The 15,520-nt window shown below is 72.6% G+C and carries 15 protein-coding genes; 4 read left to right on the forward strand and 11 right to left on the reverse strand.

What is annotated here, in order from left to right:
- Positions 1–12: 12 nt before the first annotated feature.
- Both O7612_RS06640 and O7612_RS06645 read right to left on the reverse strand, forming a co-directional pair.
- The gene (locus tag O7612_RS06640) at positions 13–939 is read right to left on the reverse strand and encodes an aminoglycoside phosphotransferase family protein (RefSeq protein ID WP_282271379.1); all 927 of its coding nucleotides are present in this window, start codon (positions 937–939) and stop codon (positions 13–15) included.
- The gene (locus O7612_RS06645; protein WP_282271381.1) at positions 936–2,432 is read right to left on the reverse strand and encodes an XRE family transcriptional regulator; all 1,497 of its coding nucleotides are present in this window, start codon (positions 2,430–2,432) and stop codon (positions 936–938) included. The genes O7612_RS06640 and O7612_RS06645 overlap by 4 nt, the downstream gene beginning before the upstream one ends.
- 490 nt (positions 2,433–2,922) lie before the next feature.
- Here O7612_RS06645 and O7612_RS06650 point away from each other — a divergent pair, with 490 nt between their 5' ends.
- From O7612_RS06650 to O7612_RS06660, 3 genes are read left to right on the forward strand one after another with little or no spacing between them, the layout of a single operon-like run.
- Positions 2,923–3,201, forward strand: a complete 279-nt coding sequence (locus tag O7612_RS06650) for a hypothetical protein (RefSeq protein WP_282271383.1) — start codon at positions 2,923–2,925, stop codon at positions 3,199–3,201.
- A complete protein-coding gene (locus tag O7612_RS06655; RefSeq protein WP_282271384.1) occupies positions 3,198–3,983 on the forward strand; it encodes an FAD-binding oxidoreductase in 786 nt (261 codons plus the stop codon). Before O7612_RS06650 ends, O7612_RS06655 begins: the two co-directional genes overlap by 4 nt.
- Complete coding sequence (locus O7612_RS06660; RefSeq protein ID WP_282271386.1) at positions 3,980–4,984, forward strand: hypothetical protein; 1,005 nt, start codon at positions 3,980–3,982, stop codon at positions 4,982–4,984. The genes O7612_RS06655 and O7612_RS06660 overlap by 4 nt, the downstream gene beginning before the upstream one ends.
- Before the next feature lie 17 nt (positions 4,985–5,001).
- Here O7612_RS06660 and O7612_RS06665 read toward each other — a convergent pair whose 3' ends face one another.
- Complete coding sequence (locus O7612_RS06665; RefSeq protein ID WP_282271388.1) at positions 5,002–5,796, reverse strand: inositol monophosphatase family protein; 795 nt, start codon at positions 5,794–5,796, stop codon at positions 5,002–5,004.
- A 330-nt stretch (positions 5,797–6,126) separates the two neighbouring features.
- Here O7612_RS06665 and O7612_RS06670 point away from each other — a divergent pair, with 330 nt between their 5' ends.
- Positions 6,127–7,449 (forward strand): AAA family ATPase, encoded by a 1,323-nt coding sequence (locus tag O7612_RS06670; protein ID WP_282271389.1) that lies wholly within the window; start codon positions 6,127–6,129, stop codon positions 7,447–7,449.
- 402 nt (positions 7,450–7,851) lie between these two features.
- Here O7612_RS06670 and O7612_RS06675 read toward each other — a convergent pair whose 3' ends face one another.
- From O7612_RS06675 to O7612_RS06710, 8 genes are all read right to left on the reverse strand, one after another.
- The gene (locus O7612_RS06675) at positions 7,852–8,736 is read right to left on the reverse strand and encodes a cellulose binding domain-containing protein (protein WP_282271390.1); all 885 of its coding nucleotides are present in this window, start codon (positions 8,734–8,736) and stop codon (positions 7,852–7,854) included.
- A gap of 202 nt (positions 8,737–8,938) precedes the next feature.
- Positions 8,939–9,790 carry an aldo/keto reductase gene (locus O7612_RS06680; RefSeq protein WP_282271391.1) on the reverse strand — a complete coding sequence of 284 codons (852 nt, stop codon included), beginning with the start codon at positions 9,788–9,790 and terminating at the stop codon, positions 8,939–8,941.
- Between the two features lie 69 nt (positions 9,791–9,859).
- A complete protein-coding gene (locus tag O7612_RS06685) occupies positions 9,860–11,053 on the reverse strand; it encodes an endonuclease (protein ID WP_282271392.1) in 1,194 nt (397 codons plus the stop codon).
- A 133-nt stretch (positions 11,054–11,186) separates the two neighbouring features.
- Positions 11,187–11,615 (reverse strand): Rho termination factor N-terminal domain-containing protein, encoded by a 429-nt coding sequence (locus O7612_RS06690; RefSeq protein ID WP_282271393.1) that lies wholly within the window; start codon positions 11,613–11,615, stop codon positions 11,187–11,189.
- A complete protein-coding gene (locus O7612_RS06695; RefSeq protein ID WP_282271394.1) occupies positions 11,612–12,544 on the reverse strand; it encodes an AAA family ATPase in 933 nt (310 codons plus the stop codon). The genes O7612_RS06690 and O7612_RS06695 overlap by 4 nt, the downstream gene beginning before the upstream one ends.
- Positions 12,545–12,675: 131 nt before the next feature.
- On the reverse strand, positions 12,676–14,103 hold the full coding sequence (locus O7612_RS06700) for an amino acid permease (protein ID WP_282271395.1): 1,428 nt from the start codon (positions 14,101–14,103) through the stop codon (positions 12,676–12,678).
- Positions 14,104–14,196: 93 nt separating this feature from the next.
- On the reverse strand, positions 14,197–14,757 hold the full coding sequence (locus O7612_RS06705; protein WP_282271396.1) for a heme-binding protein: 561 nt from the start codon (positions 14,755–14,757) through the stop codon (positions 14,197–14,199).
- A gap of 41 nt (positions 14,758–14,798) precedes the next feature.
- A complete protein-coding gene (locus tag O7612_RS06710; protein WP_282271397.1) occupies positions 14,799–15,518 on the reverse strand; it encodes a hypothetical protein in 720 nt (239 codons plus the stop codon).
- Positions 15,519–15,520: the final 2 nt, after the last annotated feature.

Here is a 15,520-nt window from a genome sequence, read left to right on the forward strand (position 1 = left end):
GTGACCAACTCTTCATGACTCAATCGTCTTCCCAGTCCGCGTGGTCAGTCCGGCGAACGGTGTCCAGCGTGGCCTGTGATCGTCCTCGCGGACAGACCGGAGTCGTCGGTCGAACTCAGCGGCAACCTGTTCGGACGCGGCAAGAAGAGGCACGGCCGCGACGATCATCTTCAACTCGCGCGCCTCCCGCAGCAGAGGCCACCCGGGATCAGAGGTCACGTCGTGCCCGTAGGCAGCGGCTAACGCCTCGTGTGCTCCCGTGCGTCGGAACCGGTGCTCACCCACCGCGACCGCTGCCAGATCAACCCGCCATGGGCCAACGCAGGTGGCGTCGAAGTCGCACATCACCGTCCGGCCCGATGGCTCTTTGAGCAGGTTGCTGAGATGGGCGTCCCCGTGGATGAGTCCCTGCTCCGCACGCTGGTTCAGTGCAGTGAGCTGCGGCTCCAGGCGGTCGCACCACCGCACCAGGAAGTCGCGGTCAGTCCTGTTGAGGCCGTCGGCGTCGGCCAGTCGTCTGCGCGCATCACCTACCGGATCCCAGGCGGGGAGCGGGAACGGCGGCAGCCCGAGAGAGTGGAACTCCCGCAGGACGCGACCGAGGTCCTCCACCGTCGGTGTGGGCGGTTCGACCGGGAGGTATTCCCAGACGGATGCGGCCAGGGTGCCGACCTCGACCGGCTGCTCGACACCCGGCGCCAGGCGGATGGTCGGCGCGTCGATGTCGGCGAACCAGCGCGCGAGTCGGACCACCTTGGCCACCCGGTCACGGAGTTGGTGGGTACGTGCGATCCGGATGACGATGCCGGGCCTCGGCAGGGCGAAGACGGCGTTGTTGGTCAACCGCAGCAACTGCGCGTCCTCCGAGGAGACGCCCAGGCTGGCCGCGACTTCTCGCATCGCCTCCGTCATCGCCTGTTCGGAGAACCGCCGGCTCATACAACTGCCAGAGCACGGGCGGTGAGGGCGTGCTCGAACGCGGCCACCTCCGGGAGTTCCCGGTGACGTACCAGATCGCGGCGTAGGTTGACGACCCGATCGAGCACCCGTCGGGAACTGATCCCGCGCGCCTGTTCCATCACCCGGGCACCCACGACGAGGGCTCGCTCCGGCTCGTCGGCGAGGAAGAGCGCACTGCACAGGCCGACCTCGTTCAGCACCGTGCTCCGCACGTTGGCAGTGCCGAAGGAGGCGATAGCGGCCTCGACCCAGCGCACCGCCTCGGGCGCATGTCTGCTGTCCTGCCGCGCCCTGTCCCGGTAGACGCGGCCGTACTGGGCGAGCAGTTCCCCCCGGTCGTAGAACCCCATGCAGTCCGGCTCGCGCTCCTGGCTGATGTGGTCGAACTGATCGCTCGCGTCGCCCAGGGTCGACACTGCGGTCCGGTGGTCGCCGAGGGCTGCGGCCGAGGCGGCTTCCGCGCCCCAGAGGAGGGCTTTGACCGCCGGGGTGGCCTGCGCTCCGAGCTGGGCGTGTGCGAGCTGAAGCGTCGCCAGGGCGTCCCGGTTGTGTCGCAGGTGTTGAAGTTGCTTGGCCTGCGCATAGCGGATCATCGCCGCCAGTGGTGCGTCACCGGCGGCGAGCGCGGCCCGTTCACCGGCGACGAAGTGTCGTTGGGCGTCGTCGTGTCTGCCCGCATCGAAGGCTGTCCAGCCGGCCAACTGGCGCGCTGCCGCGACCGCTGCCACCAGGCGCGGGGCCAGCCCGGCCGGGTGCGTCCAGTCGAGCATGCGGTACACCGACTCGGCGAAGCGGGCCACCTCTCGGTACAGCAGGCCGCCTCCGCTCTCGCGGTCCACGGATCGGTAGAGGGCCAGGACAGCGTTCAGGCGTGCGACATCCGCAGCGCCGATGCGTCGGGGCTGGACGAGGCCCGTGCTGCCGATCAGACCGGCTCCCGCAGCTACGGCGGCGATGGCAGCCAACAGCGCTCGCCGGCTCTCGTCCGGTCCCGGGGATTGTGGCTCGCGTGCCACGACAGCACCCGTCATGTGGCTACGGCCTGGTGGGGTGAACCACAGGTAGGTCCCGGGGATTCCGAACAGCTCCGCCCAGTGCGCCAGCCGGTCCAGATGCACGAGCGGCGGGCCGTTCTCCACCCGGCTCAACTGCGCCTGGGTGGTTCCCATCCACCCCGCCACCACGGTCTGCGACAACGGGTGCCGACCGTGGTAGGGGTGGCACCGGTACGCCCTGATCACCTGCCCGAGGTGCCGTTCAGCTGGCGCCTGTCGTACCGGCGCGTGCTCCCAGAAGGAAGCCGGCACCTCGGGTTGCGCGCTGAGCCGGTCGCGCTCGGCGGCCTGGCAGGGTGCGCAGCGTCCGCTGCCGTTGTCGCGGGCGAGCCGTCCGCCACAGCGTGGGCAGTTCGCAGATGTCACCGGCAACCTCGCCAATCGCGGGCGGCTGAACCCGAAGTCGAGCGTATCCATTCAATCCGCTCCGTGCGGGATCGGTATACGCAGCGCGCACATCGAGGATGCTCACGCTCCTCAGCCCGCCGGGTTCCTCGCGTGCCGAAGGCAGTCGACCACGGTCGCCCAGCGGTCGGGCACCATCTCGTCGCCGGGACGCAGGAAATCGTCGTATCGGCTGGCTGAGTAGTCGGCTGGATGCGGAGCGCGCATGATGCTCCCGATCATTATGGCATAGCAGAGCCCCTGGTCAGCGGCGATGGTCGACCGCATGGCCCGGGGCGGGTGCCGGGCTCCGGGGCGTGTCGACCCGAACGACGCGACCTCGTCCCCGCCCGCCCCGGTGCCCGTCACCTTCCCGCCGACGTACAGGGGCCGCAGACACCATGAACGCCGCCGCAACGGATCTCCCCACACGGGCCACCGACGAGGAGGGGGCCGCGCACACGTCGTACCCGGGTCGGCTGTCCGATCGTGCGCGGACCACGCCCGAGGGCGGTGGGCAGGCATGACGCCGGAGGAGATCGTCCGCCGCTGGTTGCGGCTGGTGACGGCGGACGCGGAGCTGTCGCCGTACCTCGTGGGGGTGGATCGGGTCCGGCTGGCCGCGCACCTGACGGCGAGCGTGGCCGCCGCGCTCGCCGGGGAGTCGGCGGACGCCTGGGGTGGGCTCGGCCTGTCCGAGGAGCAGCATCGGCGCATCGGTGACTACCTGGTCGGGGTGTGCTGGGCGGCGGACCTGCCCGACGGACTGATCGCCCAGGTGCGCCGGGCGGTGGCCCGATGAGCGCCGCCGAGGTGGGGGCCGGTGCCGCCGTGCCGGCCAGGGTGATCGGCCACGACCGACCGTGCCCCGGCGTCGCCATCCTGACCCTGCGTCCCTGGTCGCGGCTGCCGCACCGCCCCGGCCAGGCCGTTCCCGTCGAGACCCCGCGCCACCCCGGCCGCTGGCGTTGGTACTCCCCGGCCAACGCACCCCGCCCCGACGGCACCGTCGAGCTGCACGTCCGCGCCGTGGCCGCCGGCACCGTCTCGGGCAGTCTCGTCCACGAGGTACGCCCCGGCGAGCTGCTGCGCCTCGGCCCGCCCCGCGACACCGGCCTGCGCCTGCGCGACGGCGACCTGTTGCTGGTGGCCGGCGGCACCGGGCTGGCCCCGCTGCGCGCCCTGGTCGAGCAGGTCGCCGCCGCCCCCGACGGCCGCCGGGTCACGCTGGTGGTCGGCGCCCGCACCTTCGTCGAGCTGTACGACGCCATCGCCCTCGACAGGCTCCAGTGCGCCCACGACTGGCTGACCATCGTGCCCGCCTTCTCCCACGACCCGCAGGCGGACCCGGCGGAGCGGGGTGACGCGCTCACGGTCGCCCTCGACCACCTGCGCCCCGACCAGGATGTCTACGTCTGCGGACCGCCGCCGATGCTGGCGGGCTCGCGGCTGCGGCTGCTCGCCGCCGGAGTGCCCGCCGACCGCATCCACCTTCCGCACCGCATCCGGCTTCAGACCCTGGAGCGGAAGGGGGTTCTCCGCAAACGGCTTCCTGACATTCCGGTCCTACGTTCCCCGTCATGACATCGAAGCCAATTTTCGGTCGGCGTCGTCGTGTCGGCGTCGCGGGCGCGGTCACCGCGCTGGTGACGGCGACCCTGGCCGGGGTCGCCCAGCAACCCGTGACCGCCGCGCCCGGCACGGTCGCCACCCACGTCGTGGCCGGCACCGCCGCCGAGCGGCAGGCGGTGCTGGCGTACTGGACGCCACAGCGGATCGCGGCGCTCAAGACCCCGTCGGCGCAGGTGCCGCCGGTGGCGAAGCCGGACGGCGCACCGTGGACCCGGGCGAACGCCGTGTCGCGTACCGTCGGCAGGCTCTTCTTCACCGACCACGGGGAGGACGCCAGCTGCACGGCGACCGTGCTGGACAGCGCCAACCGCAGCACCGTGGTGACCGCCGCGCACTGCGTCAACAACACCGACCTGATCGGTGAGGACAACCAGTGGTCGGCCAACGTGCTGTTCGTCCCCGGCTACACCGACGGCCGGGCACCGTACGGCAGGTTCGTCGGCCGGCTGTCGGTGGCCCCGCCGACGTGGCTGCTCAACGACCAGATCGAGAGCCTCTACGACTCGTACGACCAGGCGTTCGTGGTGCTCCACCCGAACGACGACGGACGCCGGGTGCAGGATGCCGTCGGCGCTGCCCAGCGGATCGGCTACGACGTGCCCGGCGCTCAGGTGGTGCACCAGTTCGGCTACCCCCGGGCCAGCTCGGACGAGGCCCGCGAGGGCCTGCTGGAGTACACCGGTGAGCGTCTCGCCTACTGCGCCGGCCGGGCGGTGGAGCAGCAGGCGACGGAGGACTGGCCGGAGCCGCCCGGCCAGTGGGGCACCGCGTGCGTGATGGGCGGCGGCTCCAGCGGCGGCCCGCGTTTCGTGGACTTCGACCGGCACACCGGGCTCGGTACCGTCGTCGGCGACAACTCCCACGGCTACATCCCGGGGAAGCGTTACCTGGTGGGGCCGCAGTTCAGCACGGCGATCACCCGCCCGCTCTTCCAACGGGCGCAACACGGCTGATCCCTGCCGGGGTGCCGTCAGCCCTCGCGCAGCGCCTCGCCGACCAGTGCCAGCACCTGCTCGGTAAGGCCGGGGGTGATGCCGAGGGTGACGGACGAGCCGGGGTGGTGGGCGCTGCCGTCGTGGTCGAGGACGACGGCGCCCGCCTCCCGCGCGATGGCCGTGCCGGCCGTCATGTCCCAGGGATAGTTGCACAGGGTGAGCGTCGCGTCGATCCGGCCCTCGGCCAGCCAGGCCAGGTCCAACGCGGCCGAGCCGACCATGCGGACCCGCTGCACCGCTTCGGCCAGCCGCGCGGTCAGGGCGAGTCGGGGCCGGTTCCGGGCGGCGGCGTCCGCCCCGACGGCATAGTCGCCGATCGCCACGATCGCGTCGCTCAGCCGGGTGGTGCCGCTGGCCCGGATGGGTCTCCCGTCGACCGTCGCGCCGTCGCCCCGGGTGGCGGCGTACCGGTTGCCCAGGAAGGGCGCCTCGATGACGCCCAGGACGGCCTCGTCGTCGTGCAACAGTCCCAGCGACACCGCGCACAGCGGGAGGCCGCGGACGAAGTTGGCCGTCCCGTCGATCGGATCGAGCACCCACTGCATGTCACCGGTGCCCCGGACCCCGTCCTCCTCGCCGAGGAAGCCGATCTCGGGCGTGGCGTCCCGGAGGAAGGCGCGGACCTCCCGCTCGATGGCGTAGTCGAGCTGGGAGGCGAAGTCGCGCTCGCCCTTGGCGGTGAGGGTGCCGGGGGAGCGGTGCCGCATCATCCCGGCGGCGTGTGCCACCGCCTTCTCCGCCACCGGCAGCAGGCGTCGGTACCCGCTCACCGAGGTGCCATGACGTCGCGGAGGGTCATGCGGAGCGACCCGCCCCGCCACCGCACGGTCGTCGTCACGCCGCCTCCACGTCGGGTCAGGTCGTCACGTGCACTGTATCGGCGGGGAGCGCGGCGCGGTCACCGTCAGCCCCTCAGGGCCGGTACGCCTGCCGGAGGGGCACCGGCATCCGTCCGTCGTTGGTCGCACAGGCGGCCCGGTAGGCGGGGTGGGCGTGCCTGAACCGGAGGGCGATCCCCTTGCCGGTCGCCCCCACGGTGTCGACGACGTCCTGTCGGCGCAGGCCGGTAGTGTGCCGGGAGCGCTGGGGAGGAGAGGTCGATGCTCGGGCTTGAGGTGCCGCCGGCCGTCGAGGCGGAACGGGTCGTCGCGGCCGTGCTGGCCGACCTGCGCTCCGGCGACCACCGGGGCGTCGTGGTCGACTCCCCGCCCGGGGCCGGGAAGTCGACCCTGGTGGTGCGGGCCGCCGTCGAGCTGGCCGCCGCCGGTGAGCCGCTGATGATCGTGGCGCAGACCAACGAGCAGGTCGACGACCTGATCGACCGGCTCGCCACCAAGGACCCGGAGCTGCCCATCGGCCGGCTGTCGGCGACCGACTACCGGCCGTCGGAGCGGGTCCGGGGCCACGACACGGTCCGGGTCGCCTCGAAGGTCGCCGACCTGGGCGACCCGGCCGTCACCATCGGTACGGCGGCCAAGTGGGCCACGGTCACCGAGGGCCGGTGGCCGTGGGCGATCGTCGACGAGGCGTACCAGATGCGCTCGGATGCCCTGCTGCGGGTGGCCGGGCGGTTCGAGCGGGCGCTGTTCGTGGGTGATCCCGGGCAGCTCGACCCGTTCTCCACCGTCGAGACGCTGCGCTGGACGGGCCTGAGCTGGGATCCGATGCAGGCGGCGGTGGCGGTGCTGCTGCGGCACAACCCGGAGTTGCCGGTGCACCGGCTGCCGGTGTCCTGGCGGCTGCCGGCGTCGGCGGCCCCGGTGGTGGCGGCGGCGTTCTACCCGTTCACCGGCTTCCGCGCCGGCACCGGCCCGGCCGACCGGGTGTTGACGCTGACCAGGCCGGGGCCGGGCGACGCGCTCGACGCGGCGGTCGAGCTGGCCGCCGGCACCGGCTGGGCGTTGCACGAGCTGCCGGCCCGGCACACCCTGCGTACCGACGCGGAGGCCGCCTCGGCGTGCGCCGCGCTCGCCCTGCGGGTGCTGGCCCGGGGCGCGGTCGCGATCGGCGAGCACGCGCCGGGCGGCACGCCGGTCACCGCCGACCGGATCGCCGTCGGCGCAGCGCACCGCGACCAGGTCGCCGCGATCCGCGCCCAGCTCGGCGTGGCGGGGGCGGGCATCACGGTGGACACCGCCAACCGGCTCCAGGGCCGCGAGTACGACGTGACGATCGTGCTGCACCCGCTCTCCGGCCGGCGGGACGCGACGAACTTCCACCTGGAGTCGGGGCGGCTGTGCGTGCTGACCTCCCGGCACCGGCACGCCTGCGTCGTGGTGGCCCGCGCCGGCATCGGTGAGCTGCTGGACGCCCACCCGTCCACGGAGTCCGTGCACCTGGACGTGCCGGTGAAGTTCCCCGACGGCTGGGCCGCCAACCAGACCACCATGACGTTCCTGGAGGACCACCGGGCGTCGGCCTGACCTGGATCTCGGGTGCGGCGGCGCACGTCCCGCCGGCTGACCTGGCTCCCGCCGCCCGGCACGGCCAGCCGGTCCGGCACCGCCGGTACCGCCGGTACCGCCCGCGATCGTCACCCACGGCGACGACGGGACCGACGTCGCCGGGCGACAAGGATGCCTGACGCGGGTATGCCCGTCGGGCATGAATATGACGGTCCGTCATACGCCGCAGCGGGAACACTGCTGCCACTCCGCCGGTGTTCCTGCCATCACCAGGTCGCCTGATGAACCGGGTGTACGCGGTGATCCGTCCGGACGGGTGTGCGGACGACGGGGTTGGTCACCTGCCCCCGGAACGCGTTCGATCGGCTCGGCCGGCCGGCGTACCGACGGTGGTGATCCCCGGGCTGCGCGTGAGGTCGGTCAGCCCCAGTTGTCGCCGTACTCGCGGACCCCGTCGACGTCGAGGGTGATCCGGCTGTTGGGGGTCCACCCGCCGGTGGCCGCCTGCCAGCTCGGGTCGTCGCGTTCGTCGATCGTCGTCCAGTTCGGCCGGTGCAGCCGGAGCTGGATCGGCCCGGAGGACGCCCCGGGGGCGAGGACGCCGGTGGTGAAGGTCAGCTCCACCCAGCCGGGGAAGGGCGTCCCGGGCACCGGGAAGACGGTCGGGGTCGGGGTGGGGCTGGGACCGGGCGGCGGCGCGGGCGGCGGAAAGTACTGGAGGGTACGCCGGATGGTGGCGCAGCCCAGCGTCGCCCAGTCGCACTCGCTGGTCAGCGAGGCGTTGCCGTTCTCGAAACGCAGGTGGTAGCGGACCCGCACGGTGGTCAGATCCAGCGGCGCGGTGCCGGTGTTGGTGACGTTGATCCGGAACTGGGCCTGGTTGTCGGTGGGCGCCCAGTCGAGGTTGAGGTAGTCGACCTTCGCCCGCCCGTACGCGGTGCGCACACTGGTGACCGCCGAGGTGTCGGAGTAGCCGCCGAGGGCGTACGCCTGGAGCGCGATCCGGTAGTCGGTGCCGGGGGCCAGGTCGGTCAGGGTGATGGCGTTGGTCTGCGTGCTGCCCAGGCCCCGGTAGGCGTTCGGCCCGATCGGCGAGCGCACGTCGTAGGTGATCGGGCCGCCGGGCTCGCCCTTCCAGGTCGACGGGGTCCAGGTCAGGCTGAGCCGGTGCGGCTCGTTGGCGACGACGACCGGGGCGCCGGGGGTGGTCAACGCCGGGGTGTCGTCGGCGTGGGCGACGCCGACCGCGACCAGGCTCACGAGCGCGGCGACGGCGACGGTGGCGGTGACACGACGGGCACGCATACCCCGGATGGTACGGATATCGATATGCGTGCATCAATGCTGGAGATGGTGCCGCTGATTCGCCGATGTCGTCAGCTCGACAGTGTCCGACCACCACCCGCCGTCCCGGTGGGGAGCGCCACCCGTGGACGGACGCGACGGAGCGGAACCCCGGCCCGGGTTCCGCTCCGCGGTCGCGCCGCGTCCGGGCGGCGGCGGTCGCTCAGTCGGGAATGTAGTCGAACTCGTCCGGGTTCGGCCCGGTCCGGCCCGGCTCGCCCCTGTCCAGCCCGCTGATCCGTTCCATCGCCGTGTCGTCCAGGGTGAAGTCGAAGATCCGGAAGTTCTCCTCGATCCGCTTCGGGGTGGTCGACTTGGGGAAGACGATGTCGCCGCGCTGCACGTGCCAGCGCAGCACCACCTGGGCGGGGGTGCGCCCGACCTGCTCGGCGATGTCGACGATCGTCGGGTCGTCGAGCACCCGGCCCTGGGCGATCGGGGACCACGCCTCGGTGGGGATCTCGTGCGCCTTGCCGTACGCGCGCACCTGCTCGTTGGTGAAGTAGGGGTGCACCTCGATCTGGTTGACCGCCGGCACCAGGTCCGCCTCGGCGGCCAGCCGCTCCAGGTGCGGCACCTGGAAGTTCGACACCCCGACTGAGCGCGCCCGGCCGTCGCGCTGGAACTCCTCCAGCGTCTTCCAGGTGGAGACGAAGTCGCCGTCGTACCGGGTCGGCAGCGGCCAGTGGATCAGGAACAGGTCGACGTAGTCGGTCTTCAGCGCGGCCAGCGTCGACTCGAACGCCCGGCGGGCCTCCCCGGGGCGGTGGAAGCCGTTGTTGAGCTTGCTGGTCACGAAGACCTCGCTGCGGTCCAGGCCGGAGGCGCGGATGCCCTCGCCCACCTCGGCCTCGTTGCCGTACATCTCGGCGGTGTCGATGTGCCGGTAGCCGATCTCCAGCGCCCGGCGCACCGCCTCGGCGGTGTCCTTCGGCTCGATCTGGAACACCCCGAAGCCGAGCTGTGGGATGGTGTTGCCGTCGTTGAGGCTGATGTCGGGAACGGTGTTGGCCATGTCGGGGGTGTACCCGGTCGGGCGGTGTCCTCACCGCCCGACCGGGGTGATCTGTGACAACCGACCCGTTCAGCCCCAGATCGCGGTGGCCCACTCCGGGTGGTCGACGAACGGGTTGCGGTTGCCCTGCCAGCGCTCGTAGATGCGCTGGTTGCGCCGCTGCTCGAAGGCGTCCGGCGGGTCCTGCCGGTGCCACTGGAGCAGCACCGGCAGCCGGCCCAGGTAGGGTGCGCTGCCGTTGCTGACGGAGTTGTTCATCTCCAGGTTCGGCCAGCCGTCGTCGCCCTCGTACCGGATCGCCATATACATGATCATGCGGGCGACGTCGCCCTTGACCGCGTTGCGCGGTTCGAACGAGTCGGCGTCGGTGTAGCTGCCCGGCGCCTCGGCGACCGCGCTGCCACCGGTGTCGAAGTCCTTGTTGCCGCGGGTGGAGTTGACCGTCACGTCCTCCGGGCGCAGGTGGTGCACGTCGGTGCCCGGCCCGGTCGAGGTGCCGAAGTCACCGTGCGACTTGGCCCAGACGTGTTCCCGGTTCCAGTCGTTGGCCCCGCCGCCGTTGCTGCTCTTGCTCTGCGAGCGTCCGCTGTAGAGCAGGATCACGTTGTTGGCGTTCGCCGGGTCCTGGTCGGTGTCCTTCAACGCCTCCCACGCCTGGTCGTAGCTGAGCTTCGTCTGGGTCCTGATGATGGTGTGCAGGGACGCGCGCAGCGCGCTGCCGGTCTTGCCCATCGCGTTCGCGTAGTACGTCGAGTCGTACGGCCCGGTGGAGCCGGTGGGCGCGGGGGTGGGGGAGGCGGTCGCGGTGGGCGGCGGGGTGCCACCACCCAGGCTCATCCCGGTCGGGCTCTTCAGCCCGCCGTGGCTGAAGTACGCGGTCAGCGTCCCGGTGGCGGTGACCTGCCGGCCGCGCAGTGACGGGTTGGACAACAGCCCGAAGGCGCTGCGGTAGTCGGTGGTGAGCTGGACGTAGAGCATCCGGCCGGTGCCGGTCTCGGTGGCCGTGTCGGCCAGGGCGATGGCGGTGTCGGCGGTGTAGCCGGAGGTGAGCACCGTGCTGGTGGCGGTCGGCTGGCCGATCACGTAGCCGGTGACCGTGGCGGTCCGGCCGTCCTGGGTGGCGAGGGCCTGCGCCACGGTCGACGTGGCCGCCGCGGACGCCGAGGTCGTGGCCACCACCGCCGGGACCGCCAGGGTGACGGCGGCGGCGAGCGCGGCGACCAGCCGCCCGGGTCGCGGGCGGGCACTGCTCTTCATATCCATGCCCGACGATGTTATCGGCCGGATCCCGACCGGCGGGAGGTCGGCGCGGTGAATTCCCGGCCACCGCGAACCGCCGCGCGACAGCATCCCGCTGCCCGCTGCCCGCTGCCCGCATCCCGCTGCCCGCTGTCGCTCAGCGGGCGCGGACGGCGGCGGAGGCGGCGCGGAAGCCGACCGTCCGGTCCACCAGCCGCTCCACCAGCTCCGCCTTGCGCAGGCCGGCCACCCCGCGCAGGCCGAGCCGGGCGGCCAACGCCCGCAGGTCCCGCAGCGGCCAGGGCGTCAGGTACGCGGTGCCGTCCCGGCGCTGCGCCATGGCGTCGAGCGCGGCCACTGCGGCGGTCAGGTCGACGCCCGACCGGCTCGGCGGCACCGGCGCGACCGGAGACACTGGCGCGACGGGCGAAACCGGCGGATCCCCGCCCGGTGCCACCGGGACGACGGCCAGCCGCATCCGGCCCTGCGCCAGCGCGGCCACCTCGGCGGCCGACAGCCCGGCCAACAGCTCACCCACCCGGGCCAGCACCCCGGCCGCGAGATCTCCGCCGGGAGCGCCGGTCACACCGTCACCTCGCGGGGTTGCAGGTGGCCGAGGAACTCGCTGGTGATCCGCCGCAGCTCCTCCTGGACGACCGGCGAGGTGACCCGGTGCCGCAGCACCACCGGCACCCCGCGCGGGGTGTTCCCGGCGAACAGGGTGACGTTCTCCCGCAGCGCGGTGGGGAAGACCGGCAACCCGAGCGCGCGTACCTGGTCCAGATAGCCCTGGTGGGCGGCGATCGGTCGGTGCGCGGTCAGCTGGATCATGGTGAAGACCACCCCGGCCACGTCCGGGGCGACCTTGTGGTGCCGGCGGCTGGTGGCGAACCGGCGGGCATCGGCGTTGTACCGGTCGACCAGCTCCCGGACGCTGCCGCAGAGGTGGTCGATGCCGAGGGTGGACAGGTAGTCCGCCTTCGCCGGGATGAGCAGGTGGTCGCTGGCGATGACGGCGGACTGGGTGACCACGTTGAAGTTCGGCGGACAGTCGATCAGCACCAGGTCGTAGCCGTCGAGCGCCGGATCGTGCAGTCCCTCGGCCAGTGAGCCACGGACCCGGAACAGCTCCCGGTCGTAGTCCTCCCCGTCGGCGACGCCCCGGGCCAGGGCCAGGTCGATGTCGGCCAGGCCGAGGTGGGAGGCGATCAGGTCGAGCCGCCCCGCTCCGGAGAGGTGGGCGTTGGCCGGGCCGGGGGAGACCACCAGCTCACCCAGGGTCACCGCCGGGGTGTCCCCGCGCAGGCCGTCGTACCAGCGTTTCACGGTACGACCGTCCCGCAGCCGTTCCCGCCAGTCATCCGGGTCGTAGAAGCTGAACGTCAGGCTGGTCTGCGGATCGAGGTCGATCAGCAGCACCTTCATCCCCCGGTTGGCCAGTTCGGCTCCGAGGTTGGCGGTCACGGTGGTCTTGCCCACCCCGCCCTTGTAGTTGATCACGGATACGACGTACACCGACGGCACCTCCCCAGACGGGGAACCGTAACCGGCCGGATGGCGTCTGACCATCCACGATGCCCACCCGGTCACGCTCCGCGACCGGGCGGTCGGCTCGCCGCCGCCTGACCCGCCGGCCCGGCGACGGGTCAGGAACCGGGGGACGCGGTGCCGTCCCGACGGGCCAGCGCCGAGCGCCGGTAACCGTAGAACGCGTAGACCAGCCCGCCGAGCAGGAACCAGACGGCGAACCGGAGCCAGGTCACGTGGTCGAGGAAGCTGATCAGCCAGACCGAGAAGACCACGCCGAGCGCCGGCACCACCGGCATGCCCGGCAGCCGGAACGTCCGTGGGGCGTCCGGGCTGCGGTAGCGCAGCACGATCACCGCCACGCAGACCACCACGAAGGCGAGCAGGATGCCGATGTTGGTCAGCTCGGCGGCCTGCCGGATCGGCAGGAAGCCGGCGATCACCGCCGAGCCGACGCCGACGATCCAGGTGACCCGGGTGGGCACCCGGCGTACCGGGTGCACCTTGGCGAACCAGGCCGGCAGCAGGCCGTCGCGGCTCATCGAGAACCACACCCGGGTCACCCCGAGCATGAAGGTGAACATCACCGTCAGGATGCCGACGATCGCCCCGACGGCGATGACGCTGGCCAGCCCGGAGAGCCCCACCGCGGCGAACGCCGAGGAGAAGCCGCTCTCCGGGTCGATGTCCCGGTAGTTCTGCATCCCGGTCAGCACCAGGGTGGCCAGCACGTACAGCACCATCGAGATGGCCAGCGACCAGACGATCGCCTTCGGCATGTGCCGGCGGGCGTCGGTGGACTCCTCGGCGGCGGTGCTCATCGCGTCGTAGCCGAAGACGGCGAAGAAGACGGTGGCCGCCCCGGTGAACGCCCCGCCCAGCCCGTACGGGAAGAACGGCGAGTAGTTGCCGGTGCGGACGTGGAAGAAGCCGACCACGATCACCAGCAGCACCACGGCCACCTTCACCCCGACCACGATCGTCTCGAACCGGGCGGCGGTCCTGATGCCCCGGGTCAGCAGGAAGGCGATCAGCAGGCAGAGCAGCACCGCGAACAGGTCCACCACGTGCCCGTCACCGGTGCCCGGGGCGCCCAGCATCCAGGCCGGCAGGTCGACGCCGAGCTGCCCGACGAGGAAGCCGAAGTAGCCGGAGATGCCGATCGCGACCACCGCCACGATGGCGGTGTACTCCAGCAGCAGGTCCCAGCCGATGAACCAGCCGACCGCCTCGCCGAGCACCGCGTACCCGTAGGTGTAGGCCGAGCCGGCCCGGGGGATCATGCCGGCGAACTCGGCGTACGACAGGGCCGCCGCCGCGCTGGCCAGCCCGGCGATCAGGAACGAGACCAGCACCGCCGGCCCGGCGGTCTGGTTGGCCACCGCCCCGGCCAGCGCGAAGATGCCCGCGCCGATGATGCCGCCGACCCCGATCGCGGTGAGCTGCCACAGCCCCAGCGAGCGGGACAGCCCTCCGGTGCTCTCGTCGGCGATCTCCTCGACCGGCTTGCGGCGGAAGATCCCGCCACGGTCGACTGTGGAGGCCATGGTCGTCCCCTTCCGCCGGGAGATATCCACCTTGGTTGATACTCCCTGTGCGGGGGATGCACAATCGGCGACGGTGCGGTCGCGCGCCGGGGGTCACTCGACGACCGGCAGCACCACCTCGTTGTGGCGCAGGAACCACGGCTTCCACGGCGGGTCGAACCGGGCGTACCGGATCGCCCCCGACGGGGTGAGGCCGGCGTCGGCGACCGCCCGACCCAGCGCGGTAGCCCGCTGCTCGAACGCCCGGTCGGTCCACCGTCCGGCGAACCGGACCGCCGCGGCGAGCTGCTCGGGGATCTCCCGGACGGTGATCCGCGGGTCCGCCGGCTCGGGCACGGTGGCCGGGGTGAGCCGTGCCGGCAGCACGAACCACACCCGCCAGTTCCCGGGCCGGTCGCCCTCCTCCTGGACCACCGGTGTGGTCATCGCGATCCGCTCGGAGCCCGCCTCCCGCAGCACCGGCCCGGCCGTCCCGGCCCGCCGCCGGGACCGGTTGGCCCCGGACAGGTAGGCCGCCAGCGGCCGGAACGCGGCACTGCCGGCGGCGGCGAACCCCCCGTCGATCCGCAGCTCGGCGACCAGGTGGGCCGGGTACCGGCGCAGCTCGAAGCCGGGGTGCCGGCCCAGCACCCGGTACGGCTGCTGCTCGGTCATGCGCGCTCCCGGTCCGCGAGGGATCCCCTCCACCGCAGACGCTACCGCCCGTGCGGGGTCTCCTTCCGGGGAAGCGCAACGGTCCGCCAGTACTGTCGCCTGCCCTCGTCCCGGACGACCACCCCGAGCCGGGCCAGCTCACCGCGCATCTCCCGGGCGTCACGCTGCCGGCCGGCCTCGACGGCCCGCTGCCGGGCGCGCAGCAGCGGATCCGACCCCGGTGGCAGGTCGGGCAGCCCCTCCACCCATCGCCGGTACGCCGCCCGGTGCGGATCGGCCTCCCGCCACGGCCAACCGTGCTCACCGAAGGCGTCCCGCAGCCGCCGCCGGCTCAGGTCGGACCGTTCCCGGGCCAGCTCCTCACCGGCCGGACCGAGCAGCACCAGCTCCCTGCGGTCGACGAAGACGGCGGTGACGCACCGGCGGACCAGGTCGCGGTCGACGCCGTCGCGGCGTAGCCGGACACCGCCCCGGTCCACCGTGACGATCAGCCGTTCCCGGGTGCCGACGTAGGCGACGAGCAGCCCGGCCAGCATCCCGAGCAGCATGCCCCCGAGCAGCGCCCGCCGGTACGGCAATCCGGCGACCAGTTCGAACCAGCCCTGCACCGGGGCCCAGGGCAACCCGGCCACCCAGTCGGCGACCATGGGCAGCCGCCCGCCCAGCGCGCCGCCCAGCAGCGGGAAGCCGAGCCACATGACCACCAGTTCCCCGACGTCACCCCCGACCGTGGTCGCGGCGCCCGGCTCCCGCGTCGACATGG

The organism is Micromonospora sp. WMMD987 (assembly GCF_029581435.1).
Classification (GTDB): domain Bacteria; phylum Actinomycetota; class Actinomycetes; order Mycobacteriales; family Micromonosporaceae; genus Micromonospora; species Micromonospora rifamycinica.